This is a genomic window from Streptomyces sp. NPDC127084, from assembly GCF_042724175.1.
Lineage (GTDB): Bacteria > Actinomycetota > Actinomycetes > Streptomycetales > Streptomycetaceae > Streptomyces.
The window spans coordinates 7294-32376 of sequence record NZ_JBHXFA010000089.1 but is presented as its reverse complement, the minus strand read 5'-3'; the positions used below and the strand labels follow the sequence as shown (position 1 = coordinate 32376).

Below are 25083 nucleotides of genomic sequence, written 5' to 3'. Positions count from 1 at the left end.
TTCTCCCCCCCCCATCCTGACCGGGGGGGCCGGGGGGCGGGGGGGGGGCGGGGGCCGCCCCCCGGGGTCTTGGGGGGGGGGGGCGCCCCCCCCGCGCCGTGCCGCCCTGGCCCGGCTGACCGACGACTGGCTCTCCGCGCTGTTCACCAGGGCGGCGCGGGACAGCGGAGTACGCGGCGCGGCCCTCATCGCCGTCGGCGGCTACGGACGGGGCGAGCTGTCCCCGCGCAGCGACCTCGATCTGCTGCTGCTGCACGACGGCAGCGCGGACGCCGGGCAGATCTCCTCCCTCGCCGACCGCATCTGGTACCCGGTCTGGGACCTCGGGGTCGCGCTCGACCACTCCGTGCGCACCGCCGACGAGGCCCGCAAGACCGCGGGCGACGACCTCAAGGTGCAGCTCGGGCTGCTCGACGCCCGGGGTGTCGCCGGAGACCTCGGACTGGTCGCCGCGCTGCGCACCGCTGTACTCGCCGACTGGCGCAACCAGGCCGCGAAACGGCTGCCGGAGCTCGACGAGCTCTGCCGCGAGCGCGCCGCCCGCCAGGGCGAGCTCCAGTACCTGCTGGAACCCGACCTCAAGGAGGCCCGCGGGGGACTGCGGGACGCCACCGCCCTGCGTGCCGTCGCCGCCTCCTGGCTCGCCGACGCGCCACGCGAGGGCCTCGCCGACGCCCGCCGGGCCCTCCTCGACACCCGGGACGCCCTCCACCTCACCACCGGCCGCGCCACCGACCGGCTCGCCCTCCAGGAGCAGGACCAGGTGGCGGACGAGCTCGGGCTGCTGGACGCCGACACCCTGCTGCGCCAGGTGTACGAGGCCGCCCGGACCATCTCGTACGCCTCGGACGTCACCTGGCGCGAGGTGAACCGGGTCCTCAAGGCCCGGTCCGCGCGCCCCCGGCTGCGCGAAAGGGCAAGGGAGCGCAGCGACTTCCTCAGAAGGGTGGTGGCGGGCGACGGGCGGGCATTCAGCGGGCGGCGCCCGGAACCCGAGCGCACCCCGCTCGCCGAAGGCGTGGTCGAGATGGACGGCGAGGCCGTACTCGCCCGCACCGCCAAGCCCGAACGCGACCCCGTGCTGCCGCTGCGGGCCGCCGCCGCGGCGGCCCAGTCCGGGCTGCCGCTGTCCCGGCACGCCGTACGCCACCTCGCCACTGCGGCCGCGCCGCTGCCGGCGCCCTGGCCCGCCGCCGCGCGGGAGGAACTGGTCACACTGCTCGGCGCCGGCGAGTCCACCGTCCCCGTATGGGAGGCCCTGGAGGCCGAAGGGCTGATCACCCGGCTGCTGCCTGACTGGGAGCGGGTCCGCTGCCGCCCCCAGCGCAACGCCGTGCACACCTGGACCGTCGACCGCCATCTGGTCGAGACCGCGGTACGGGCCTCGGCCCTCACCCGCCGTGTCGGCCGCCCCGACCTGCTCCTCGTCGCCGCGCTGCTGCACGACATCGGCAAAGGCTGGCCCGGCGATCACTCGGTGGCCGGGGAGACCATCGCCCGCGACCTGGCGGGGCGGATCGGCTTCGACAAGCACGACGTGAGCGTGATCGCCGCTCTCGTACGCCACCATCTGCTGCTGGTGGAGACCGCCACCCGGCGCGACCTGGACGACCCCGCGACCCTGCGGGCGGTCGCCGACGCCGTCGGCTCACCGGGCACGCTGGAGCTGCTGCACGCGCTCACCGAGGCGGACGCCCTCGCCACCGGTCCCGCCGCCTGGTCCGCCTGGCGCGGCTCGCTCGTCACCGACCTGGTGAAACGGGTCGGCGGGGTGCTCGCGGGCGAGGCCCCCGACGAGCCAGAGCCCGCCGCGCCCTCGGCCGAGCAGGAGCGGCTCGCCGTGGAGGCACTGCGCACGGGCGGTCCCGTACTGGCCCTGCGAGCCCAGACCGAGGCACCCCAGCACGAGGGCGAGTCCGAGCCGGTCGGCGTCGAACTGCTGATCGCCGTGCCCGACCAGCCCGGAGTGCTGCCCGCCGTCGCGGGCGTACTCGCCCTGCACCGGCTCACCGTACGTGCCGCCGACCTCAGGGCAATCGAACTGCCGAGCGAGGTCGGCCCTGGCTCCGTCCTCGTGCTCGACTGGCGGGTCGCCGCCGCCTACGGCTCCCTGCCGCAGGCTGCCCGGCTGCGCGCCGACCTCGTACGCGCCCTCGACGGTTCGCTCGACATCCCGTCCAGGCTGGCCGAGCGTGAGGCTGCGTACCCGCGCAGGCGCGGCGCGACCGCGCCACCACCCCGCGTCACCGTGGCGTCGGCGGCCTCCCGGTTCGCCACCGTGATCGAGGTGCGAGCCCAGGACATGCCGGGGCTGCTGCACCGGATCGGCCACGCCCTGGAGTCGGCGGCGGTACGGGTGCGCAGCGCGCATGTGTCCACACTGGGGGCGAACGCGGTGGACGCCTTCTACGTCACCGGGCCCGAGGGCGCCCCGCTGCCCGCGGCGGAGGCCGCTGAGGTGGCGCGAACGCTGGAGGCGGCGCTGCGCGGGTGACGCGGGGTGGGCGATGAGGCGGAATAAGCAGTCCCCGTGGCGGCTCGCGAGCCGGTGCGGGGACTGTCCTCTGTAAAGCTGTACGGCTGTACGGCGTCGTGGGCGTCGGTGTGGCGCGGTGGCCTCCGACCGGGGCGGGGAGCGGCGTCGCGGGGTTGTCCCTGCCGAGGCGGGATGGTCCTCCGCGCGGCGTCGTGGGCGTCGACACCGCGGGATCGTCTCCTCGGTGAGGGTTTTCCCCCTCCGCCGGCGGAATCCGACCGGCGAAGGCGTCCCCATCGCCGGGGCGGATACCCTTGAGGGCGATTGTCCCGTTGCCCCCGAGACCCGAGGATCCGCGACCGCCGTGTTCGATACCCTCTCCGACCGCCTTGCCGCGACATTCAAAAGCCTCCGGGGCAAAGGACGCCTCAGTGAGGCGGACATCGACGCCACGGCACGTGAGATCCGTATCGCGCTCCTCGAAGCCGATGTGGCACTGCCCGTCGTCCGCTCCTTCATCAAGCAGATCAAGGAGCGCGCGCTGGGCTCCGAGGTGTCCCAGGCGCTGAACCCGGCGCAGCAGGTCATCAAGATCGTCAACGAGGAGCTCATCGGCATCCTCGGCGGCGAGACCCGGCGCCTGCGGTTCGCCAAGCAGGCGCCCACCGTGATCATGCTCGCGGGTCTCCAGGGTGCCGGTAAGACCACGCTCGCCGGAAAGCTCGGCCTCTGGCTCAAGAGCCAGGGCCACTCGCCGCTGCTCGTGGCCTGCGACCTTCAGCGCCCCAACGCTGTCAACCAGCTCTCCGTGGTGGCGGAGCGGGCCGGTGTCGCGGTGTTCGCACCGCAGCCGGGCAACGGAGTGGGCGACCCGGTCCAGGTCGCCAAGGAGTCGATCGAGTACGCGCGGACCAGGCAGTTCGACATCGTCGTGGTCGACACCGCCGGCCGTCTCGGTATCGACCAGGAGATGATGCAGCAGGCCGCGGACATCCGGGACGCGGTCAGCCCCGACGAGGTCCTCTTCGTCGTCGACGCGATGATCGGTCAGGACGCGGTCAACACCGCGGAGGCCTTCCGCGACGGTGTCGGCTTCGACGGCGTGGTGCTCTCCAAGCTGGACGGCGACGCCCGCGGTGGTGCCGCGCTCTCCATCGCCCACGTCACCGGCAAGCAGATCATGTTCGCCTCCAACGGCGAGAAGCTGGACGACTTCGACGCGTTCCACCCGGACCGCATGGCGTCCCGGATCCTCGGCATGGGCGATGTGCTCTCGCTCATCGAGAAGGCCGAGCAGACCTTCAGCCAGGAAGAGGCCGCCAAGATGGCCTCCAAGCTGGCGAGCAGCAAGGGCAAGGACTTCACGCTCGATGACTTCCTGGCCCAGATGGAGCAGGTCAGGAAGATGGGCTCCATCTCCAAACTGCTCGGGATGCTGCCCGGAATGGGCCAGATCAAGGACCAGATCAACAACATCGACGAGCGGGACGTGGACCGCACGGCCGCGATCATCAAGTCGATGACCCCCGGCGAGCGCCACGACCCGACGATCATCAACGGCTCGCGCCGGGCCCGTATCGCCAAGGGCTCGGGTGTCGACGTCAGCGCGGTCAAGGGCCTGGTCGAGCGGTTCTTCGAGGCTCGGAAGATGATGTCGCGGATGGCGCAGGGCGGCGGGATGCCCGGAATGCCGGGGATCCCGGGTATGGGCGGTGGGCCCGGCCGTCAGAAGAAGCAGCAGAAGCAGGCCAAGGGCAAGCGCAAGAGCGGCAACCCGATGAAGCGCAAGGCCGAGGAGGAGGCTGCCGCGGCGCGTCGTGAGCAGGCCGCCCAGGGCGGCGCGTTCGGCCTTCCGGCGGGAGGCGCGGGCAAGGACTTCGAGCTCCCGGACGAGTTCAAGAAGTTCATGGGCTGACCGAGCGCCCCCACCGGAGTGGTGGCACATGACCGAGGGCCCCGAGGCCGTACCGCCGACGCTGTCGGTGAAGCGACCCCGGGGCCCTCGGCCATGTGCCCGCTCGGGTGGCAGCGCCGGTTGAGTCGTGGGGTCATGGCTTCGTGGCGAATTCCGTACCTCCGCGCGACCGCACCGACCAGCCCTGGCGGTCCGAGGGCGCTCCGCCGCCGAAGCGCCGGCCGCCCGGCGGCTGGATCGGGCTGGCGCTGGCTGCGTTCATCGTGTTCGCCGCCGCGTTCGTCGCGCTGACGTTCCTCGGCGAGGAAGAGCAGCCCACCCTCTCGTACACCGAGTTCGGCAAACAGGTCACCGCGGGCAATGTCGCGAAGATCTACGCCAAGGGTGACGCCATCCAGGGCGAGCTGAAGAAGCCCCGGCGGTTGCCGGACGGATACGGCGACTACACCACGTTCAGCACCCAGCGACCTTCCTTCGCCGATGACGACCTCTGGCAGGAACTCACCCGCAAGGGTGTCACCGTGACAGCCGAACCCGTCGTCGCCCAGCGCGGGTTTCTCGTCAATCTGCTGATCTCGCTCGCCCCGATCCTGGTGCTGGTCCTCATCTGGGTCCTCGTCGCGCGGCGGTTGGGCGGCGGTGTTCCCGGGCCGTTCGGCCGCAAGGTCCCGCCCCGGCCCGTCGAGCTGACCGCGGGCAGGCGCACCACCTTTGACGATGTGGCCGGGATCGACGAGGTCGCCGGCGAGCTCAACGATGTCGTGGACTTCCTGAAGAACCCCCAGGCGTACCGCGACATGGGCGCCCGGATGCCCGGCGGCGTGCTGCTCGCCGGCCCGCCCGGCACCGGGAAGACCCTGCTCGCGCGGGCCGTGGCGGGGGAGGCGGGGGTGCCGTTCTTCTCCGCGTCCGCGTCCGAGTTCATCGAGATGATCGTCGGCGTGGGCGCGTCCCGGGTGCGGGAACTCTTCGCCGAGGCCCGCAAGGTCGCCCCGGCCATCGTGTTCATCGACGAGATCGACACCATCGGCCGGGTGCGCTCCGGAGGGGCGGGCATCGGCGGCCATGACGAGCGGGAGCAGACGCTCAACCAGATCCTGACCGAGATGGACGGCTTCACCGGTTCCGAGGGCGTGGTCGTGCTCGCCGCCACCAACCGTGCCGACGTGCTCGACCCCGCCCTCACCCGTCCGGGCCGTTTCGACCGGATCGTGCAGGTAAGCCCGCCCGACCGGCGCGGCCGTGAGGCGATCCTGCGGATCCACACCCGGGAGATCCCGCTCGCCGACGGGGTCGACCTCGTCCAGGTGGCCCGTACGACGCCGGGCATGACGGGTGCCGAACTGGCGAACCTCGCCAACGAGGCCGCGTTGCTTGCGGTCAAGCGCAGACAGCGCGAGGTCACCCAGGGGGATCTCTCCGCGGCCCTGGAGAAGGTGCAACTCGGCGCGGAACGGCCGCTGGTGATGCCCGAGGACGAGCGCCGCAGAACCGCCTACCACGAGAGCGGCCACGCGCTGCTCGGCATGCTCCAGCCCGGGGCCGACCCGGTACGCAAGATCACGATCGTGCCGCGCGGCCGAGCGCTGGGCGTCACCCTGTCCACGCCCGACGCCGACCGGTACGCCTACACGGAGGAGTACCTACGCGGGCGGATCATCGGCGCACTGGGCGGAATGGCCGCCGAACACGTGGTCTTCGGGGTGGTCACGACCGGCTCCGAGAGCGATCTGGACCAGGTCACCCGTCTGGTGCGGGGCATGGTCGGCCGCTGGGGCATGAGCGAACGCGTGGGCCGTTTCACCGCGATCCCCGGCGACGGGCAGGAGCCGTACGGGCTCGCCGCCGCCCCGGCGACCCTGGACGCGGTGGATCACGAGATGCGCCGGGTCGCCGACGAGTGCTACGAGAGCGCCTGCCGGCAGCTACGGGACAACCGCGACCGGTTGGACGCCCTCGCCAATGCCCTGCTCGCCAACGAGACCCTTGAGGAGGACGAGGCGTACCGGGCGGCGGGCATCCCGCGGCTCGCCAAGAGCAACGGGGCGGAGTAGCCCGTCCGGGTGGGCCGTCCCGTTCCGCGTCGGTAGTCCGTCCGGGTGAGCTGTCCGTTCCGCGTCGGCGGCCTCAGGGTGTCCGGGCGATCAGATACCGGAACACATTCGGCATCCACACCGTTCCGTCGGGCCGCACATGCGGGTGCAGCGCCTCCGCGATCTCCTTCTCGACCTGCTTCCGGTCTGTCGCCCGGATCGCCGCGTCGAACAGCCCGGTCGACAGCAGCCCGCGCACCGCGCTGTCCGGGTCCGCGTAACCGAACGGGCAGGCGACCCGTCCAGAGCCGTCGGGGTTGAGCCCGGCCCTGGTCGCCACGTCCTCCAGATCGTCCCGCCGGGTCTGCCGCCAGCCACCGGCCGTCCGCAGCCGTTCGGTCAGCCGGCTCGCGACCCGCAGCACCGCCGCGGTGGCGCACCGCTCGGGCGGCCCCCAGCCCGCCAGCAGGACCGCGCTGCCCCGCTCAGCGAGCGGAACGGACGCTTCCAGGGCGGGAACGAGCCCTTCCGAGTCGCCCGCGGTACACCCGATCGGCTGAAAAGCGGTGATCACGTCGAAGCGTGGCCGGGTGGGGTCCGCGACGTCCTCAGGACCGCCCTCCACCAGACGTATGCCCTCGCCGCCGGAGCCGCCCCCGGCGGAGCCGGTCACGCCGCCCCGCTCCGGCGTGAGCCGCGTACGGGCGAGCGCCAGGCGCGCCCCGTCCGTGTCGACCCCGGTGACCCGTGCTCCGCGTGCCGCCGCCATCAGCAGGGCAAGCCCCGAACCGCAGCCGAGCCCCAGCACCCGGGACCGCGCGCCGACCTCCAGATGCTCGTACGCCGCCTCGTAGAGGGGTACCAGCATCCGTTCCTGGATCTCGGCCCAGTCACGGGCCCGCGCGGGGTCACCGGTCGGGTGTGCGGAGGCTGTAGGGGTACGGGGGTGGTGCCGGACGAGCGTATGTCCCATCGAAAAGCGCCCCAATCCACCGAGAGGTCAGCCGTGCCCTGATTGACAGTCCCCCGTGTGTGCGCTCCTGCGCCCCCGTATGCCAGGGAACTCCGCATCCGTCCGTACGTCCAGGGGTCGCGCCGCAAAGCCTCGGCGCACTCCGGTCGTGCGCCCCCGCGCTGTCCCGGGGGATTCCCCAATCAGAGTGCGTCCGCCGTACGATTCCCGCCATGGCAAAGGCACCCGTCCTCACGCCGCAGGCCGAGGACTTCCCCCGCTGGTACCAGGACCTGATCAACAAGGCCGAGCTCGCCGACAACGGGCCGGTGCGGGGCACGATGGTGATCCGCCCGTACGGCTACGGACTCTGGGAGCGGATGCAGCAGGAGATGGACGCGCGCATCAAGGAGGCCGGCGCCTCCAACGCGTACTTCCCGCTCTTCATCCCCCAGTCGTATCTGACGAAGGAAGCCGAGCACGTCGAGGGCTTCGCCCCCGAACTCGCGGTCGTCACGCACGGCGGGGGCAAGGAACTGGAGGAGCCGGTCGTCGTCCGCCCCACATCGGAGACGATCATCAACGAATACTTCTCCAAGTGGGTGCAGAGCTACCGGGATCTGCCGCTGCTCATCAACCAGTGGGCGAACGTGGTCCGCTGGGAGATGCGTCCGCGGGTCTTCCTGCGTACGACCGAATTCCTCTGGCAGGAAGGCCACACCGCCCACGCCACCTTCGAGGAGGCGCGGGACTACGCCGCCCGAATCCACCGCGAGGTCTACGCCGACTTCATGGTGAACCTCCTCGCCATCGACGTGGTGCTCGGGCGCAAGACGCCGAGGGAGCGCTTCGCGGGGGCCATCAACACCCTGACGCTCGAAGGCATGATGGGCGACGGCAAGGCCCTGCAACTGGGCACCAGCCATGAGCTGGGCACCAACTTCTCCAAGGCCTTCGGCACCACGTATCTCTCGAAGGACGGCAGGCAGGAACTGGCCTGGCAGACCTCCTGGGGCACCTCGACCCGGATGGTCGGCGGCCTGATCATGTCGCACGGCGATGACAACGGACTGCGGGTGCCGCCCCGGCTGGCGCCGGTCCAGGTCGTGGTACTCGCCATCAAGGACGACGAGGCGGTGCTCGCCGTGGTGCGGGGGCTCGGCGACCGGTTGAAGGCCGCGGGGATCCGGGTCCAGGTCGACGACCGCACCGACGTCCCCTTCGGGCGCAGGGCCGTGGACTGGGAGCTCAGGGGAGTGCCGGTGCGCGTCGAGGTCGGGCCGCGTGACCTGGAGAGCGGTACGGCGATGCTCGCCCGGCGCATTCCCGGTGGCAAGGAGCCCGTGGCGGTGGACGCGCTCGCGGGGCTGCTGCCGAAGGTGCTCGAAGAGGACCAGGCGCTGCTGCTGCGCCAGTCGCGGGAGCGCCGGGAGGCCCGTACCACCGACGCGGCCACGGTCGAGGAGGCGGCGGAGGCGGCACTCGCCGGCGGATGGGCGCGCATTCCCTGGGCCGTCCTAGGGACGGAAGGTGAGGCCTCGCTCGCGGAGCAGTCCGTGTCCGTACGGTGTCTGATCGGCGAGGACGGGTCGGTGCCGGAGGCCGATGACGCTCCGGGTACGCTCGCGATCGTCGCGCGTGCCTACTGAGGACGTCACCGGGGGGCGTGAAGGCGGTCGCCGCGAGGTGGCCACCGGCCTGCCAGGCGGTCCGGGTGGCCCGGGCGCAAGCCCCGGCACACGCCATGACGTGCGGGGCGCGGGACTTCGGCCCGTATTTCGCCGACGCTCCACTACGTACCGGCTTGTAGCGAGCTGCGTGACTCCTCCGCAGTTCAGCGCACCCGCCCTCGTCAGGACGCATCAATGCCAACTGACGGGTAAGTGCAAATTATTTGGGATGCCCCGGAATGGAACCCGAGGGCACTCCGGCTCGTTGTTCACGACGTGAGCACGACACCACCTGTCCTCGCCGCAGAGCTGGCGCAGGCGTGGGCCGACATTCAGCGGCACCACCCCGAGCTGCCGGATCTCGCCGCGCCCGAATCCCTGATCGGAGAGTCCTCGTCGGCGTGCGGCCACGAGCTCTCCTTCGAACGACTGCTCCACGAGGCAGTCCACGGCATCGCCGCCGCCCGAGGGGTCCGCGACACCTCCCGCGCCGGCCGCTATCACAACCGCCGGTTCCTGGCGATCGCCGAGGAGATGGGCCTGGACCACCCCGAGGAGCCGCATCCGAGCAGCGGCTTCTCGCTGGTCACGCTCAACGCGGAGGCGAAGCGGCGGTACCGGCCGACTATCGAGCGGCTCCAGCGCGCCCTCGCCGCGCACACGGTCGCTACGGCATCCGACACCAAGCGCACCTTCCGCGGACCGGCCGCCCGGCACGGATCGTCGGGCGGTGGCGTACGGGTCAAGGCCGTATGCGACTGCGGGCGCAACGTCAGAGTGGTGCCATCGGTACTCGCTCAGGCCCCGATCGTCTGCGGCGGCTGCGGCAAGCCGTTCCGTATCCCCGAAGCGGTGGCCGCGGCGAGCTGAGCCGCTCGGCGCGATCGCATGCGTGAGCCCTTCACGCGGGCGGACCGGCCCATGGTCCGCCCCCGTGTCATGCGTGTGGCAGAATGGCCAGCTGTACTCGACAGTCGCATAGGACCCCTCTCTCCTCCGGCTGACGCGTCCATCGGGCCGATCGGGTACCGCAACCCCACGCGGCATCTCGTAGTGCCCAACCACGTCAAAATCAGGAGAACCCACTCCCGTGGCAGTCAAGATCAAGCTGAAGCGTCTGGGCAAGATCCGTTCGCCTCACTACCGCATCGTCGTCGCCGACTCCCGTACCCGCCGTGACGGCCGGGCCATCGAGGAGATCGGTCTGTACCACCCGACGTACAACCCGTCGCGTATCGAGGTCGACTCGGAGCGTGCCCAGTACTGGCTTTCTGTCGGCGCCCAGCCGACCGAGCCGGTCCTCGCGATCCTCAAGCTGACCGGCGACTGGCAGAAGCACAAGGGCCTGCCGGCCCCGGAGAAGCCGCTGCTCGTCCCGGCGACGAAGGAAGACAAGCGTCGCTCCTTCGACGAGTTCGCCAAGGCCCTCGAGGGCGACGACACCAAGGGCGAGGCCATCACGCAGAAGGCCAAGAAGTCCGAGAAGAAGGCGGACGAGGCTGAGGCCCCCGCCGAGTCGACCGAGGCCTGAGCATGCTCGAGGAGGCTCTCGAGCACCTCGTGAAGGGCATCGTCGACAACCCCGACGATGTGCAGGTCGCCTCGCGCAACCTGCGTCGCGGGCGCGTGCTGGAGGTTCGGGTGCACCCCGATGACCTCGGCAAGGTGATCGGCCGCAATGGCCGCACCGCCCGCGCCCTGCGCACCGTCGTGGGCGCCATCGGTGGCCGGGGTGTCCGTGTCGACCTCGTTGACGTGGACCAGGTCCGCTGATCAGTTGATCACCGGCACGGGCCGGGGAGGGCTTACTGTCCTCTCCGGCCCGTCGTCGTATGACAGGAGCATTGAGCGTGCAGCTGGTAGTCGCACGGATCGGCCGTGCCCATGGCATCAAGGGCGAGGTCACCGTCGAAGTCCGCACCGACGAGCCGGAACTGAGGCTCGGGCCCGGGGCCGTCCTCCGTACCGACCCGTCGTCGGCCGGACCGCTGACGATCGAGACGGGTCGGGTGCACAGCGGCCGGCTGCTGCTGCGTTTCGAGGGTGTACGGGACCGCAACGGCGCCGAAGCCCTGCGCAACACGCTGCTCATCGCCGATGTCGACCCGGACGAGCGTCCCGACGAGCCCGATGAGTACTACGACCACCAGCTCATCGACCTCGATGTGGTGCTTTCCGACGGCACCGAGGTGGGGCGGATCACGGAGATCTCACATCTGCCGTCGCAGGACCTCTTCATCGTGGAGCGGCCCGACGGCAGCGAGGTGATGATCCCCTTCGTGGAGGAGATCGTCACCGAGATCGATCTCACGGAGCAGAAGGCCGTCATCACCCCGCCGCCGGGCCTGATCGACGACCGGGCCGAGATCGCTTCGAGCCGCGACGAGGAGCGGAGCGAGGACGAGGGCGAGGAGTCGGCCTGATGCGGCTCGACGTCGTCACGATCTTCCCCGAGTACCTGGAACCCCTGAACGTCTCGCTGGTCGGCAAGGCGCGGACCCGAGGGCGGCTGGACGTCCACGTACACGATCTGCGGCACTGGACCTACGACCGGCACAACACCGTGGACGACACCCCGTACGGCGGCGGTCCCGGCATGGTCATGAAGACCGAACCCTGGGGGGACGCCCTCGACCAGGCCATCGCCGACGGCTACGAGGCCGGGGCGCACGGCCCGGTCATCGTCGTACCCACCCCCAGCGGGCGGCCGTTCACCCAGGAACTCGCCGTAGAGCTGTCCCAGCGGCCCTGGCTGATCTTCACCCCCGCCCGCTACGAGGGCATCGACCGCCGGGTGATGGAGGAATACGCCACTCGCCTCCCGGTCCTCGAAGTCTCCATCGGCGACTACGTCCTCGCGGGCGGCGAAGCCGCCGTCCTCGTCATCACGGAGGCGGTGGCCCGCCTGCTGCCGGGAGTGCTCGGCAATGCCGAGTCCCACCAGGACGACTCCTTCGCGCCGGGTGCCATGGCCAATCTGCTGGAAGGCCCCGTCTACACCAAGCCCCCCGAATGGCGCGGGCGCGGCATCCCGGACGTGCTGCTCAGCGGGCACCACGGGAAGATCGCGCGCTGGCGGCGCGACGAGGCGTTCCGGCGGACGGCCGCCAACCGGCCCGACCTGATCGAGCGCTGCGACCCGTCGCTGTTCGACAAGAAGGACCGGGAGATGCTCTCCATCCTGGGCTGGGCGCCTTCGGCCGATGGCCGATTTTGGCGCAGGCCACCGGCCGTGGAAGAATAGGCCGCTGCCGTACGTCCGGCGTGCGTCCCCTGCCACAGGGGGACACGGCGCCCGCTCCGACGTGACGGACCCCATCCCAACTTCTTCATACCGCTGATGACCTGTGGCATCGGCGAAGAAAGCAGACGAACATGTCGCACGTCCTCGACGTCGTCAACTCCGCCTCGCTGCGGACTGACGTCCCGGCCTTCCGTCCCGGTGACACCGTGAACGTCCACGTTCGCGTCATCGAGGGCAACCGCTCCCGTATCCAGCAGTTCAAGGGTGTCGTCATCCGCCGCCAGGGCTCCGGCGTCAGCGAGACCTTCACGGTCCGCAAGGTCTCCTTCTCGGTCGGCGTCGAGCGCACCTTCCCGGTGCACAGCCCGATCTTCGAGAAGATCGAGCTCGTCACCCGTGGTGACGTCCGCCGCGCCAAGCTGTACTACCTGCGTGAGCTGCGCGGCAAGGCCGCGAAGATCAAGGAGAAGCGCGACAACTGAGCTCAGGCTCACACCGCGCCGGGCTGAGGCCTCATACGGTTCTTATCGCGGCCGGATAACATCTGGCAGCGATGGACACCGACGTACAGCACACGGAGCGCGACCGCTCCTCCGCACAGGGGACTGATGATTCCCCGCCGGAGGCGCGGTCGCGCTCCGCGCGTATATCCACCCGCGCCTCCGGATTCCTGCGGCGGCTCAGCCTGCGCCGTGCGGCCGGGCTCGGTGTGATCGCCGGTGTCCTCCTCCTGCTGCTGAGCCACTTCGTCGTCCAGCCCTTCCTGATCCCGAGCACCTCGATGGAGCCCGGACTCCAGGTCGGCGACCGGGTGGTGGTGAACAAGCTGGCGTACCGTTTCGGCTCGCAACCGCAGCGGGGGGACGTCGTCGTCTTCGACGGCACCGGGTCGTTCGTCCAGGAGGCGGCCGACCGCAGCGTGTTCGCCGGGCTGGTGCGGGGCACCGCGGCGGCGCTCGGGCTCGCCGAACCGGCCGAGACCGACTTCGTGAAGCGCGTTATCGGCGTGGGCGGTGACCGCGTCAAGTGCTGCGGCAGAGGAGGGAGGCTCGAGGTGAACGGTGTGGCTGTCGACGAGTACTACGTCCACCCCGACGACGCCCCCTCCCGTGTGCCGTTCGACGTCGTCGTGCCGGAGGGCACGCTGTTCGTGCTGGGGGACCACCGGGACAAATCCCGTGACTCCCGGGACCACCTCGGGGACCCGGGCGGCGGCATGGTGCCGCTGGACAAGGTCATCGGCCGGGCGGACTGGATCGGCTGGCCGGCCGGACGCTGGTCGACGGTGCAGCCGCCGACCATGACCTTCTACTCCGTGCCCGCCCCCGGCGGTGCCCATGGGTAACCGCGGACGGCGTCCGAGTCACCGTGCCGACACCCGGCTGCCCACCGGCACGCGCCCCACCAACGGGACCCGGACCCTGCCAGGACGTGCGGAACGGCGGCGGTTGGCCCGCAAGGTGAAGCGGCGGCGTCGGCGCTCGGCCGTGAAGGAGATACCGATCCTGATCATGGTGGCGCTGCTGATCGCGCTCGGGCTCAAGACGTTCCTCGTGCAGGCGTTCGTGATCCCGTCGGGCTCGATGGAGCAGACGATCCAGATCGATGACCGGGTCCTGGTGGACAAGCTGACCCCGTGGTTCGGCAAGAAGCCGCAGCGCGGCGACGTCGTGGTGTTCCGTGACCCGGGCGGCTGGCTCCAGCAGGAGCGGACACCCGTCAAGGAAGACCCGGTCGTGGTGAAACAGGTCAAGCAGGTGCTGACCTTCATCGGACTGCTTCCCTCCGAGGACGAGCAGGACCTGATCAAGCGGGTCGTCGGGGTCGGTGGGGACACCGTCAAATGCTGCGACACGAACGGCCGCGTCACGGTCAACGACGTCCCGTTGAACGAGCCCTACCTGCATCCCGACAGCGGTCCGTCGACGCTGAGGTTCCAGGTGCGGGTCCCCGACGGGCGGCTCTTCGTGATGGGCGACCACCGGTCCAACTCCGCCGACTCGCGAGCCCATCTGGACGAGGCCTATGACGGCACGGTGTCCATGGACGGGGTGATCGGTCGGGCCGTCGTGATCGCCTGGCCCTTCGACCACTGGAAAGGACTCGAACAACGCGGTACGTACGCCTCGGTGCCCGACGCCCGGGGTGCCGCGACAACTGCCGCAGGACCGTCGCCTAGTGTGTCCACTCAGAATCTGAACGCAATGCTCAGCCTCCCGGGTGCCGCGGAACTTCCGCTGGCGATGGGCGTGGTGGGGCTGCACCGGCTCCGGCACGGGGCGTGGCGCGGAGCGAGGAGTGGATGTGGGGGACGTGGCGGTCGACGCACGATCTGGACCCGAGCGGGACGAGCGGCGGTCCGAAGGGCCGGCCGAGACCGCAGGACCCGCGGAGCCAGGCGAACGTTCCGCTGAGGATGGCGGTCAGGCCTCCGGTGAGGGTCGGGACTCCGGTGATGGCCAGGGTGCTCGGGCGAGGGGGCATCGGTCGTTCTGGAAGGAGCTGCCGCTGCTGGTGGGTATCGCGTTGTTGCTGGCGTTGTTGATCAAGACGTTTCTGGTGCAGGCGTTCTCGATTCCGTCGGATTCGATGCAGGACACGCTTCAGCGTGGTGACCGGGTGCTGGTGGACAAGTTGACTCCGTGGTTCGGTGGGGAGCCGGAGCGGGGTGAGGTGGTGGTGTTCCACGATCCGGGTGGCTGGCTGGATGGGGAGCCGACTCCTGAGCCGAATGTGTTGCAGCAGTTCCTGAGTTTCATCGGTCTGATGCCGTCGTCCGAGGAGAAGGATCTGATCAAGCGGACGATCGCGGTGGGTGGGGACACGGTGGAGTGCAAGGCGGGTGGTCCGGTGAAGGTGAACGGGAAGGCGCTGGACGAGCCGTACATCTATCCGGGGAACACGCCGTGTGACGATGCGCCGTTCGGGCCGTTGAAGGTGCCCGAGGGCAAGATCTGGGTGATGGGCGACCACCGCCAGAGCTCACTGGACTCCCGCTACAACCAGGACGGGCCGGAAGGCGGCTTCGTCCCGGTCGACAAGGTCGTGGGGCGCGCCGTGGTGGTGGCCTGGCCGATCGACCGCTGGTCGACCCTGCCGGCGCCGGACACCGCCGGCTCCGGGCACTGATGGCCGCTGACGCGCGTTGACTCGTGCGAAGCGTCGAGCGGCCGGGTCCGCCCGGTTGCGCGATGATGGAGAACGGTCCCGCTCGCGGGTGCCGGAAGGACCGTCGTAAAGCTGACGGATGGCAGAAGCGACAAGCTGATGAAGCGCCCCCGGCCGCCTGGCGAGCACGCTGAGCGACCAGGGGGCGCTCTGCCGCGGCAGGGCGGCTTTCCGCCGCACCGGCCGTACGGCCGAGTCGTACGGCCGAGTCGTCGAACGGCGAGGCGATCGGGGGATGGCAGTAGCCGTGCGGAACTCCCGCTCGTTGTTCGGGGTAATGGGCCTGTGATCGACGGTGCCCAGAGGCAGGCGTTGGCGCAGCAGGCAGCAGATAGAGGAGTGGATGTGAGCGACGTGGCCGTCGGTGCACAGTCTGGACATGGAGACCCCGAGCAGAGGCCCGAGCATCCCGGCGCGTCTGCCTCCGGGGCGCGTTCCGCTGAGGATGGCGGTCAGGCCTCCGGTGAGGGTCGGGACTCCGGTGATGGCCAGGGTGCTCGGGCGAGGGGGCATCGGTCGTTCTGGAAGGAGCTGCCGCTGCTGGTGGGTATCGCGTTGTTGCTGGCGTTGTTGATCAAGACGTTTCTGGTGCAGGCGTTCTCGATTCCGTCGGATTCGATGCAGGACACGCTTCAGCGTGGTGACCGGGTGCTGGTGGACAAGTTGACTCCGTGGTTCGGTGGGGAGCCGGAGCGGGGTGAGGTGGTGGTGTTCCACGATCCGGGTGGCTGGCTGGATGGGGAGCCGACTCCTGAGCCGAATGTGTTGCAGCAGTTCCTGAGTTTCATCGGTCTGATGCCGTCGTCCGAGGAGAAGGATCTGATCAAGCGGACGATCGCGGTGGGTGGGGACACGGTGGAGTGCAAGGCGGGTGGTCCGGTGAAGGTGAACGGGAAGGCGCTGGACGAGCCGTACATCTATCCGGGGAACACGCCGTGTGACGATGCGCCGTTCGGGCCGTTGAAGGTGCCCGAGGGCAAGATCTGGGTGATGGGCGACCACCGCCAGAACTCCCGGGACTCCCGCTACCACATGGAGGACGCCAACAAGGGCTTCGTCCCGGTCGACAAGGTCGTGGGGCGCGCCGTGGTGGTGGCCTGGCCGATCGACCGCTGGTCGACCCTGCCGGTCCCGGACACGTTCGACCAGACGGGTCTGGGCGCGGCGGCGGCGAGCGTGGCACCCGGTGCCGTAGCGGTCGCAGGAGCACTGCCGCTGGTGATCCGCCGCAGGCGGAGGCTGACCGATCGCCGTACTGCCGGGTAGGGTGCCGACTCAGATCAGCGATTGTCGACTCCGGAGCGGAGGCGCGGGGATGAGCGCAGCAGGTGCGATAGCGGACGGTCACGGCCGCGTCGGCAGGGTGCTGTCGGGGCTGGCCGTGGCCGTCGGCTGTTTGCTCTTCCTCGGCGGATTCGGGTGGGGAGCCATCGCCTACCAGCCGTACACCGTGCCGAGCGAGTCCATGTCGCCGACCGTCAGTCCCGGCGACCGGGTGCTGGCCGAGCGGATCGACGGCTCCGACGTACGGCGCGGCGACGTCGTGGTCTTCACCGACAAGGCATGGGGCGACGCGACCATGCTCAAGCGGGTGGTCGCCGTCGGCGGTGACACCGTCGCCTGCTGCGACGCGCAGGGCCGGCTCACCGTCAACGGCAAGCCGGTCGACGAGCCCTATCTGGCGAACCAGGCGAAGGCCTCACCCACGGATTTCAGCGCAGAGGTGCCGGAGGGGAAGCTCTTCCTGCTCGGAGACGAGCGCATGGGCTCGCTGGACTCCCGGGAGCACCTCCAGGAAGCAGGGCGCGGCGCTGTCTCCCGCGACGACGTCAGCGCCCGGGTCGACATGGTGGCCTGGCCCCTGTCGGGCGGATTCGTGGAGCGCCCGCAGAGCTTCGCGGCCCTGCCCGGCGGAGTGTCCCAGCCGGGACCGGTGAAGCTGATCCTCGCCGCCGTTGTGAGCGGGGCGCTGCTGATCCTGGGCGGTGCGGCCTACGGGCCGGTGGCACGGCGTTTCGGCCGGCGGAACGCGCCCGCGGCGCGTGACCGGGTGACGACGCACGCTTGACGTCCGGAAAATGCCTGAGGCCGCGTGAGCCTGGCGCACAATAGGGGAACGCACGGCTGAAGGGGAACATGCCATGAGCGCCGAGGACCTCGAGAAGTACGAGACCGAGATGGAGCTGAAGCTCTACCGGGAGTACCGCGACGTCGTCGGTCTGTTCAAATACGTGATCGAGACGGAGCGACGCTTCTACCTCACCAACGACTACGAGATGCAGGTGCACTCGGTGCAGGGCGAGGTGTTCTTCGAGGTCTCGATGGCGGACGCATGGGTCTGGGACATGTACCGCCCGGCGAGATTCGTGAAGCAGGTCCGCGTGCTCACCTTCAAGGACGTGAACATCGAGGAGCTCAACAAGAGCGACCTCGAACTCCCGAGCGGCTGAACCCGCACCCTTCCGGGTGAGCGAGATATCCACAAGCGGCTGGTTTTCCACCGGAAAGCACCAAGATCCACAAGCGGGGGAGTGACGCGTCAGAGTCGGTGCCGGAGGTGGTGCCGAGATGAACGCGACACGGGCACTGGGACGCTACGGCGAGGAGCTGGCGGCGCGGCGGCTGGTCGATACCGGCATGGTGGTGCTGGCGAGGAACTGGCGGTGCGGGCGGACCGGTGAGATCGACATCGTCGCCCGCGACGGCGACAAGGTCGTCGTATGCGAGGTGAAGACCCGCAGAGGGGCGCACCCGGGAGGGCAGGGTGGCACGGGTGGCCCGGCCCGCGCGGACCGGGCCGGCCCTTCGGGGAGCGAGATCTTCCAGCATCCGATGGCCGCGGTCACCCCGGCCAAGGCGGATCGGCTCAGACGGCTGGCCGAATGCTGGCTGCACCGATGCGGAGAACCACCGCCACCGGGCGGGGTGCGGATCGATCTCATCGGGGTGACGCTGCCCCGGCGCGGCGCGCCGCGGGTCGAGCACGTGCGAGGGGTGGCCTGATGGCATTCGCGCGCACCTGCTCGGTCGCACTGGTCGGCGTGGAGGGCGTGGTCGTCGAGGTCCAGGCCGATCTGGAGCCGGGTGTGGCGGCCTTCACCCTGGTCGGCCTGCCCGACAAGAGCCTGGTGGAAAGCCGCGACCGGGTCAGGGCGGCTGTGGTCAACTCCGAAGCCGAGTGGCCGCAGAAGAAGCTCACCGTAGGCCTCAGCCCGGCTTCCGTGCCCAAGAGCGGCAGCGGCTTCGACCTGGCGGTGGCTTGTGCGGTGCTCGGTGCCGCGGAGCGTGTCGATCCGTCGGCGATCGCCGATCTGGTGCTCATCGGCGAGCTGGGACTGGATGGTAGGGCCCGTCCGGTGCGTGGAGTGCTGCCCGCGGTGCTCGCCGCGGCCGAGGCCGGATACCGGCAGGTGGTCGTCCCCGAGCAGACGGCCGGCGAGGCGGCCCTCGTGCCCGGGGTGTCCGTGCTGGGCGTGCGCAGCCTGCGCCAACTGATCGCCATCCTCTGCGACGAACCGGTGCCACAGGAGGAGCCGGACGACGAGGGACGGCCCGATCCGATGCTCGCGGGGCTGCTGGTGCCAGGAGCCGGGGTGGGCACCGGGCTGGCAGGAGGCGGGCCTTCCGGTGAGGGGCACACGCCGGACCTGGCGGAAGTGGTGGGGCAGCACGCCGCGCGGACGGCCCTGGAGGTCGCCGCGGCGGGAGCCCACCACCTGCTGCTCCAAGGCCCGCCGGGCGCGGGCAAGACCATGCTGGCAGAGCGGCTCCCCGGGCTGCTCCCTCCGCTGACGCGACGGGAGTCCCTGGAGGTCACGGCCGTCCACTCGGTCGCGGGCATCCTCCCACCGGGTGAACCTCTGGTACGTACGGCCCCGTACTGCGCGCCCCACCATTCCGCGACGATGCAGTCCCTCGTGGGAGGCGGGCAGGGCCTGCCCAGACCAGGGGCCGTCTCCCTGGCGCACCGGGGGGTGCTCTTTCTGGACGAGGCTCCCGAATTCTCCGCCAAGGTCCTCGACGCACTCCGCCAGCCGCTTGAATCCGGGCAAGTGGTCGTGGCCCGCAGCGCCGGGATGGTGCTGCTTCCCGCCCGTTTCCTGATGGCGCTGGCGGCCAATCCATGCCCGTGCGGACAGCACACCCTGTCGGGCACCGGCTGCGAGTGCCCCTCCGCGGTGATCCGCCGCTATCAGGCACGGCTGTCGGGGCCGCTGCTGGACCGGGTCGATCTACGCGTCGAGGTGGAGCCGGTGAGCCGGTCCGATCTGCTGGGGCAGCGAGGACACGAAGGGAGGGGCGAGTCCAGTGCGACGGTCGCCGCCCGCGTCCAGGAGGCCAGAGTGAGGGCGGCGGCACGGCTGGACGGCACCCCGTGGAGCGTCAACAGCGAGGTGCCGGGACATGAGCTCCGCGTCCGCTGGCGGGTGGCGTCCGGCGCACTGGCCGAGGCTGAGCGGGACATGGAGCGGGGGCTGCTCACCGCCCGGGGGATGGACCGGGTGCTGCGGGTGGCCTGGACCGTCGCCGACCTCCGAGGCCACGACCGCCCCGCGGCCGAGGACGTCCGGCTGTCACTGCAACTGCGCACGGGCATCGCCCGGGGCGTTCCGGCCGTCGCCGGGGGGTGGCCGTGAGGACGCCGACGGCAGCCGCGGTGGGCGACGAGGAGCGGTTGGCGCGGGCCGCGTTGACCAGGGTCGTCGAACCGGGTGATGAGCATGCCGGGCGGTGGCTGCGGGAACACGGGCCGGTAGGGCTGATGGAGCGGCTGCGGGCCCGTGCCGGCATCGAAGTCCCGCTCTCCGGACCCGGGGAGCGGCGGATCGAGGGGTACCGCATACGGGCCCAGGCCGCGCTTCCGGAGCGGGATATCGACGCGGTGGCGGTGCTCGGCGGCCGGTTCGTCTGCCCCGGCGATCTTGAATGGCCCACCCAGCTGGATGACCTCGGCGACGGCAGACCCGTAGGCCTCTGGCTGCGCGGTGGCGCCGACCTGCGGAAATGGGCCCTGCGATCGGTCGCGGTGGTGGGCGCACGGGCCTGCACCCCCTATGGCGCCCGTATCGCCGGAAGCCTCGGCTCGGGGCTCGCCGAGCGCGGCTGGGTCGTTGTCTCCGGAGCGGCCCATGGAGTCGACGGAGCGGCACACCGCGGTGCCCTGGCGTCCGGGGGAGCGACCGTCGCGGTACTCGCCTGCGGTGTCGATGTCGCCTACCCCCGCTCCCATACGGGGCTGATCGGCCGTATCGCCGAACAGGGCCTGGTAGTCGCGGAGTTGCCACCTGGCGCCCACCCCACGCGCAGCAGGTTCGTGTTGCGGAACCGGGTGATCGCCGCCCTCACCCGCGGGACGGTCGTCGTGGAGGCCGAACTCCGCAGCGGTTCGCTGGTCACCGCCCGCGCCGCAGAGCGGCTCGGGCGCTGCACCATGGGCGTACCGGGCCCGGTGACCAGCGGACTCTCCGCGGGTGTGCATGAGTTGCTGCGTGCGGACGCGGTGCTGGTGACCGACGCGGACGAGGTGGTCGAGGTGGTCGGGGACATCGGCGAGCTCGCACCCGTACGACGCGGGCCGGTGCTCGCGCGGGACCTTCTGGGGCCCGCGGAGAGCGCAATCCTGGAGGCTCTTCCGTCACGAGGCGGGCTGGACGGGCGGGAGGTCGCCCTCAGGGCGGGGACCACCCCCGATGAAGCCCTCGGCAGGCTGTACGAACTCCAGTCGCTCGGCTTCGTGGAACGACATGGCTCCGGCTGGCAGTTGGCACGGGGTGGGCAGCACCCGTCGAACTCCCGGCGAGGCGGTGCTTGACCTGGGGCATTCGGGTGAAAGGGTGATGCCGACGACCTGCGCCGCGCCCCCGAGGCTCTCCCCGGGCACCGATGCGGACGGCGATGGGCCGCCGTTCGAAGGTCTGCCCGATACCCCCTACCCCGGCCAGTGCGATCCACCGTCGTTCGCGCAAAGCGACCGTCCAGTCACGCTACGCTCCAGATCCCCCCATCAGCCGACCCCGACCAACGATCCCCTCACACCCCACAGCAGAACGGCTCAAGGCAACGCATGCCCCAGCACACCTCCGGGTCTGACCGCGCGGCAGTGCCCCCCGCCGCCCGTGGCCCTGTGCGCCCGCCCGCGCCCTCGTCTCTCGACGAGCTGTGGCGGTCGTACAAGGCAACCGGCGACGGGCGGCTGCGGGAGCAGCTGATCCTGCACTACTCACCCCTGGTGAAGTACGTAGCGGGTCGGGTGAGTGTCGGACTGCCGTCGAACGTGGAGCAGGCCGACTTCGTCTCCTCCGGGGTCTTCGGGCTCATCGACGCCATCGAGAAATTCGACATCGAGCGGTCGATCAAGTTCGAGACATACGCGATCACCCGCATCCGCGGCGCCATGATCGACGAGCTGCGGGCGCTGGACTGGATCCCCCGCTCGGTCCGGCAGAAGGCCAGGGCCGTGGAGCGCGCCTACGCCACGCTGGAGGCCCAGCTGCGGCGCACGCCGACCGAGAGCGAGGTCGCCGCGGAGATGGGCATCGGGCTCGAGGAACTGCACGCGGTCTTCAGCCAGTTGTCCCTCGCCAATGTGGTGGCTCTGGAAGAACTGCTGCACGTCGGTGGTGAGGGCGGTGAGCGGCTCAGTCTCATGGACACCCTGGAGGACACCGCCGCCGACAACCCCGTCGAGGTCGCGGAGGACCGGGAGCTGCGACGGCTGCTCGCGCGCGCGATCAACACGCTGCCCGACCGGGAGAAGACCGTCGTCACGCTGTACTACTACGAAGGCCTCACCCTCGCCGAGATCGGAAACGTCCTCGGTGTCACCGAGAGCCGGGTCAGCCAGATCCACACCAAGTCGGTGCTCCAGCTCCGGGCGAAGCTCGCGGACATGGGCCGCTGACACGTGCACGTGCCACGGGCATCCGCGCTGCCTGGCCGATTCCGTCGTCCGTATCCGTCAGGACCGTGCCACCCGTAAAGTGGTCGGGTGCCAAGGATTCGAGCGGCCTCCGTGGCCGAGCACCGGACCATGCAACGCGGCGCCCTGCTGGATGCCGCGCGATCTCTGCTCTCCGAAGGCGGTACGGAGGCACTGACATTCCCGGCTCTCGCCGAGCGCACCGGGCTCGCCAGGTCCTCCGTCTACGAGTACTTCCGCTCACGGGCGGCCGTGGTCGAGGAGCTGTGCGCCGTCGACTTCCCGGTCTGGGCCGCCGAGGTGGAAGCCGCCATGGAGCGGGCCGCGACGCCTGAGGGCAAGGTCGAAGCGTATGTCCGCCGCCAGCTCACCCTGGTCGGAGACCGGCGCCACCGGGCCGTGGTCGCCATCTCCGCGAGTGAGCTGGACGACGGGGCGCGCGAGAAGATCCGCGCCGCGCACGGCGGCCTGGTCGCGATGATCGTCCAGGCCTTGGACGCACTCGGCCACCAGCAGCCCCGGCTCGCCGCCATGCTGCTCCAGGGCGTCGTGGACGCGGCGGTCCGCCGTATCGAGCTCGGCGCCGCCGAAGACCCCACCGAGATCGCCGAAGCCGCCGTATCCATGGCACTGCGCGGCGTCCGGGGAGTCTGACCAGCCACGGCGCGAGCCCTCGGGCGGGTGCCGGGCCGCGCGGAGTGCCGTGCGACTGGACCGACGGGCGGGTGCCGGGCCGCGCGGAGTGCCGTGCGACTGGACCGACGGGCGGGTGCCGGGCCGCGCGGAGTGCCGTGCGACCGGACCGACGGCAAGGCAAGGGCGACCGCCGGCGACACCTCGCCCCAGGCGCGCACCGGACGCACGGCAGCGCTCGGCGGGACCCCGGTAGCCGGCCCGGGCAGCGGCACCCCGAACACCGGAAGCAGCCGGGAAGGACCCCGCCGCAGCTCGGACGGCGGCAGGAGCGACAGCGGATCGAGATACGCGTCCCCGCGCCGCAGCCCCCAGTGGAGACAGCCCTGAGCGCAGTGCGCGGGCTCCGCCGCGCGGACAGCCACCACCTCGCCCATCGCCACCTCGGCGCCTGGTCGCACCAGTGGGCGCACCGGCTCGTACGTGGTGCGCAGCGGAGGCTCCCCGGTACCCGCCAGAATGATCGAGAGCACCCCGCGCCCCGCCACCGGCCCCGCGAACGACACCCGCCCCGCCACCGCCGCCCGCACCAGCGCGCCGGGCGGCGCGGCCAGATCGACACCCCGATGCCCGGGCCCGTACGGTCCGGCCGGCGGTTCGAAGCCGCGGATCACCACCGGCCGCTGCTGTCCCGCCGGGCGAACCGGCCAGGTCCCGACCGGTTCCCCGGCCCAGGCCACGGCACCCGCGCTCGCCCAGCCCAGCCACGTGAACACCGCTACGGCCAGCGCCCGGGCGAGCCGCGCGCCCCTCATGTACTCCGCTACGCGTCTCATGCCCCGACGGTGCCGGACCCGCGCCGCTCCCGGTGATCATGGCCGAGATCTGTGGACAACCGCCCGGTTGTGGACAGTGCCGTCACCCGGCACTGCGCGGGTCCCGTACACTTCTTCTGGCGATCCGGGCCACCGGGTCGACTTCGCACGCCCCGCCACCACCCCTTTCAACGGTCGGTGGTCGCGCCCCTCGGTCCTCGCGGCACGGCGCGCCGGGGCGTCAGGACACAACCGAGAAACCCAAGGAGATACGGCCATGGCCGTCGTCACGATGCGGGAGCTGCTGGAGAGCGGCGTCCACTTCGGTCACCAGACCCGTCGCTGGAACCCGAAGATGAAGCGCTACATCTTCACCGAGCGCAACGGCATCTACATCATCGACCTGCTCCAGTCGCTGTCGTACATCGACCGCGCCTACGAGTTCGTCAAGGAGACCGTCGCCCACGGCGGTTCCATCATGTTCGTCGGCACCAAGAAGCAGGCCCAGGAGGCCATCGCCGAGCAGGCGACGCGCGTCGGGATGCCGTACGTCAACCAGCGCTGGCTGGGCGGCATGCTCACCAACTTCTCCACCGTCTACAAGCGCCTCCAGCGTCTGAAGGAGCTTGAGGCGATCGACTTCGAGGATGTGGCCGCCTCCGGCCTCACCAAGAAGGAGCTCCTGGTCCTCTCCCGCGAGAAGGCCAAGCTGGAGAAGACCCTTGGTGGTATCCGCGAGATGCAGAAGGTGCCGAGCGCCGTCTGGATCGTCGACACCAAGAAGGAGCACATCGCCGTCGGTGAGGCGCGCAAGCTCAACATCCCGGTCGTCGCGATCCTCGACACCAACTGCGACCCCGACGAGGTCGACTACAAGATCCCGGGCAACGACGACGCGATCCGCTCCGTCACCCTGCTCACCCGTGTGATCGCCGACGCCGTCGCCGAGGGCCTCATCGCCCGCTCCGGCGTCGCCGCTGGTGACTCGAAGCCGGGCGACAAGGCCGCGGGCGAGCCGCTGGCCGAGTGGGAGCGCGACCTGCTCGAGGGCGAGAAGAAGGCCGACGAGACCCCGGCCGCCGAGGCCGAGAAGCCGGCCGAGGCCGCTGCCGAGGCTCCGCCCGCGGACGCCGAGCAGGCCTGACACCTCAGTCTCAGGTTCGGATGTTGACGGCGGGGGGCCAACAATACCCCGCCGTTGTACCGTTTTTGGTTGGAAGCTTGGACTTAAGATTTTTTATCATAAAATGGGTAGATA

22 protein-coding genes and 2 pseudogenes are annotated in these 25083 nt (G+C 70.6%); 22 read left to right on the top strand and 2 right to left on the bottom strand.

The features are described 5' to 3' along the window. Nucleotides 1-13 precede the first annotated feature (13 nt). From ACFWI9_RS20895 to ftsH, 3 genes are all read left to right on the top strand, one after another. Nucleotides 14-2494, top strand: coding sequence for a [protein-PII] uridylyltransferase (locus ACFWI9_RS20895; protein WP_387164048.1), 2481 nt, complete (start codon nt 14-16; stop codon nt 2492-2494). Nucleotides 2495-2840: 346 nt separating this feature from the next. Continuing rightward, entirely contained in the window at nt 2841-4391 is a 1551-nt protein-coding gene (gene ffh, locus ACFWI9_RS20890) for a signal recognition particle protein (protein WP_387164046.1), read from the top strand. Nucleotides 4392-4534: 143 nt separating this feature from the next. Then, nucleotides 4535-6445 carry an ATP-dependent zinc metalloprotease FtsH gene (ftsH, locus tag ACFWI9_RS20885; RefSeq protein ID WP_387164045.1) on the top strand — a complete coding sequence of 637 codons (1911 nt, stop codon included), beginning with the start codon at nt 4535-4537 and terminating at the stop codon, nt 6443-6445. A gap of 73 nt (nt 6446-6518) precedes the next feature. Here ftsH and ACFWI9_RS20880 read toward each other — a convergent pair whose 3' ends face one another. Beyond that, the gene (locus tag ACFWI9_RS20880; protein WP_387164044.1) at nt 6519-7397 is read right to left on the bottom strand and encodes a class I SAM-dependent methyltransferase; all 879 of its coding nucleotides are present in this window, start codon (nt 7395-7397) and stop codon (nt 6519-6521) included. Between the two features lie 212 nt (nt 7398-7609). Here ACFWI9_RS20880 and proS point away from each other — a divergent pair, with 212 nt between their 5' ends. From proS to ACFWI9_RS20790, 18 genes and pseudogenes are all read left to right on the top strand, one after another. Further along, nucleotides 7610-9025, top strand: coding sequence for a proline--tRNA ligase (gene proS, locus ACFWI9_RS20875; protein WP_387164042.1), 1416 nt, complete (start codon nt 7610-7612; stop codon nt 9023-9025). A 297-nt stretch (nt 9026-9322) separates the two neighbouring features. Further along, nucleotides 9323-9916: a hypothetical protein gene (locus ACFWI9_RS20870; RefSeq protein WP_387164041.1), complete on the top strand. Its 594-nt coding sequence runs from the start codon at nt 9323-9325 to the stop codon at nt 9914-9916. Between the two features lie 220 nt (nt 9917-10136). Further along, nucleotides 10137-10577 (top strand): 30S ribosomal protein S16, encoded by a 441-nt coding sequence (gene rpsP / locus ACFWI9_RS20865; RefSeq protein WP_338673189.1) that lies wholly within the window; start codon nt 10137-10139, stop codon nt 10575-10577. 2 nt (nt 10578-10579) lie between these two features. Continuing rightward, complete coding sequence (locus tag ACFWI9_RS20860; protein WP_014176063.1) at nt 10580-10819, top strand: RNA-binding protein; 240 nt, start codon at nt 10580-10582, stop codon at nt 10817-10819. A 77-nt stretch (nt 10820-10896) separates the two neighbouring features. Continuing rightward, the gene (rimM, locus tag ACFWI9_RS20855; protein ID WP_387164040.1) at nt 10897-11469 is read left to right on the top strand and encodes a ribosome maturation factor RimM; all 573 of its coding nucleotides are present in this window, start codon (nt 10897-10899) and stop codon (nt 11467-11469) included. Then, nucleotides 11469-12290 (top strand): tRNA (guanosine(37)-N1)-methyltransferase TrmD, encoded by an 822-nt coding sequence (gene trmD, locus ACFWI9_RS20850; RefSeq protein WP_387164039.1) that lies wholly within the window; start codon nt 11469-11471, stop codon nt 12288-12290. The genes rimM and trmD overlap by 1 nt, the downstream gene beginning before the upstream one ends. A 131-nt stretch (nt 12291-12421) precedes the next feature. Continuing rightward, the gene (gene rplS, locus ACFWI9_RS20845) at nt 12422-12772 is read left to right on the top strand and encodes a 50S ribosomal protein L19 (protein ID WP_344366774.1); all 351 of its coding nucleotides are present in this window, start codon (nt 12422-12424) and stop codon (nt 12770-12772) included. 71 nt (nt 12773-12843) lie between these two features. Continuing rightward, on the top strand, nt 12844-13635 hold the full coding sequence (gene lepB, locus ACFWI9_RS20840; RefSeq protein WP_387164037.1) for a signal peptidase I: 792 nt from the start codon (nt 12844-12846) through the stop codon (nt 13633-13635). After that, nucleotides 13628-14704 (top strand): signal peptidase I, encoded by a 1077-nt coding sequence (gene lepB / locus ACFWI9_RS20835; RefSeq protein ID WP_387164036.1) that lies wholly within the window; start codon nt 13628-13630, stop codon nt 14702-14704. The genes lepB (ACFWI9_RS20840) and lepB (ACFWI9_RS20835) overlap by 8 nt, the downstream gene beginning before the upstream one ends. Then, a pseudogene (lepB, locus tag ACFWI9_RS20830) lies at nt 14604-15401 on the top strand (signal peptidase I); the annotation flags it as partial. The gene lepB (ACFWI9_RS20835) and the pseudogene lepB (ACFWI9_RS20830), both read left to right, overlap by 101 nt. 402 nt (nt 15402-15803) lie before the next feature. Continuing rightward, on the top strand, nt 15804-16724 hold the full coding sequence (gene lepB / locus ACFWI9_RS20825; RefSeq protein ID WP_387164035.1) for a signal peptidase I: 921 nt from the start codon (nt 15804-15806) through the stop codon (nt 16722-16724). Between the two features lie 49 nt (nt 16725-16773). Next, nucleotides 16774-17526, top strand: coding sequence for a signal peptidase I (gene lepB, locus ACFWI9_RS20820; protein WP_387164033.1), 753 nt, complete (start codon nt 16774-16776; stop codon nt 17524-17526). A 73-nt stretch (nt 17527-17599) separates the two neighbouring features. Next, on the top strand, nt 17600-17908 hold the full coding sequence (locus tag ACFWI9_RS20815; RefSeq protein ID WP_003993268.1) for a DUF2469 domain-containing protein: 309 nt from the start codon (nt 17600-17602) through the stop codon (nt 17906-17908). A gap of 118 nt (nt 17909-18026) precedes the next feature. Then, on the top strand, nt 18027-18461 hold the full coding sequence (locus ACFWI9_RS20810; protein ID WP_387164031.1) for a YraN family protein: 435 nt from the start codon (nt 18027-18029) through the stop codon (nt 18459-18461). Beyond that, the gene (locus tag ACFWI9_RS20805; RefSeq protein ID WP_387164029.1) at nt 18461-20095 is read left to right on the top strand and encodes a YifB family Mg chelatase-like AAA ATPase; all 1635 of its coding nucleotides are present in this window, start codon (nt 18461-18463) and stop codon (nt 20093-20095) included. The genes ACFWI9_RS20810 and ACFWI9_RS20805 overlap by 1 nt, the downstream gene beginning before the upstream one ends. Then, nucleotides 20092-21270, top strand: coding sequence for a DNA-processing protein DprA (gene dprA, locus ACFWI9_RS20800; protein ID WP_387164028.1), 1179 nt, complete (start codon nt 20092-20094; stop codon nt 21268-21270). The genes ACFWI9_RS20805 and dprA overlap by 4 nt, the downstream gene beginning before the upstream one ends. A 252-nt stretch (nt 21271-21522) precedes the next feature. After that, nucleotides 21523-22359 carry an RNA polymerase sigma factor WhiG gene (whiG, locus tag ACFWI9_RS20795; RefSeq protein ID WP_387164027.1) on the top strand — a complete coding sequence of 279 codons (837 nt, stop codon included), beginning with the start codon at nt 21523-21525 and terminating at the stop codon, nt 22357-22359. Nucleotides 22360-22470: 111 nt separating this feature from the next. Beyond that, on the top strand, nt 22471-23031 hold the full coding sequence (locus ACFWI9_RS20790) for a TetR/AcrR family transcriptional regulator (protein WP_387164025.1): 561 nt from the start codon (nt 22471-22473) through the stop codon (nt 23029-23031). 377 nt (nt 23032-23408) lie between these two features. On the opposite strand, the pseudogene ACFWI9_RS20785 reads toward ACFWI9_RS20790, so the two are convergent. Further along, nucleotides 23409-23825: pseudogene (locus ACFWI9_RS20785) on the bottom strand (peptidoglycan DD-metalloendopeptidase family protein); the annotation flags it as partial. Nucleotides 23826-24102: 277 nt separating this feature from the next. Between ACFWI9_RS20785 and rpsB the strand changes: the two are divergent. Further along, on the top strand, nt 24103-24969 hold the full coding sequence (gene rpsB / locus ACFWI9_RS20780; RefSeq protein ID WP_387164023.1) for a 30S ribosomal protein S2: 867 nt from the start codon (nt 24103-24105) through the stop codon (nt 24967-24969). Nucleotides 24970-25083 lie beyond the last annotated feature (114 nt).

Excerpts from the sequence above, each read along its gene's own strand:
- ACFWI9_RS20815 (WP_003993268.1), top strand. The coding sequence starts at position 17,600 with ATGAGCGCCGAGGACCTCGAGAAGTACGAGACCGAGATGGAGCTGAAG.
- ACFWI9_RS20805 (WP_387164029.1), top strand. The coding sequence starts at position 18,461 with ATGGCATTCGCGCGCACCTGCTCGGTCGCACTGGTCGGCGTGGAGGGC.
- trmD (WP_387164039.1), top strand. The coding sequence starts at position 11,469 with ATGCGGCTCGACGTCGTCACGATCTTCCCCGAGTACCTGGAACCCCTG.
- lepB (WP_387164037.1), top strand. The coding sequence starts at position 12,844 with ATGGACACCGACGTACAGCACACGGAGCGCGACCGCTCCTCCGCACAG.
- rplS (WP_344366774.1), top strand. The coding sequence starts at position 12,422 with ATGTCGCACGTCCTCGACGTCGTCAACTCCGCCTCGCTGCGGACTGAC.
- whiG (WP_387164027.1), top strand. The coding sequence starts at position 21,523 with ATGCCCCAGCACACCTCCGGGTCTGACCGCGCGGCAGTGCCCCCCGCC.
- ACFWI9_RS20880 (WP_387164044.1), bottom strand. The coding sequence starts at position 7,397 with ATGGGACATACGCTCGTCCGGCACCACCCCCGTACCCCTACAGCCTCC.
- lepB (WP_387164036.1), top strand. The coding sequence starts at position 13,628 with ATGGGTAACCGCGGACGGCGTCCGAGTCACCGTGCCGACACCCGGCTG.
- proS (WP_387164042.1), top strand. The coding sequence starts at position 7,610 with ATGGCAAAGGCACCCGTCCTCACGCCGCAGGCCGAGGACTTCCCCCGC.
- rpsB (WP_387164023.1), top strand. The coding sequence starts at position 24,103 with ATGGCCGTCGTCACGATGCGGGAGCTGCTGGAGAGCGGCGTCCACTTC.
- ACFWI9_RS20860 (WP_014176063.1), top strand. The coding sequence starts at position 10,580 with ATGCTCGAGGAGGCTCTCGAGCACCTCGTGAAGGGCATCGTCGACAAC.
- lepB (WP_387164033.1), top strand. The coding sequence starts at position 16,774 with ATGAGCGCAGCAGGTGCGATAGCGGACGGTCACGGCCGCGTCGGCAGG.
- ACFWI9_RS20810 (WP_387164031.1), top strand. The coding sequence starts at position 18,027 with ATGAACGCGACACGGGCACTGGGACGCTACGGCGAGGAGCTGGCGGCG.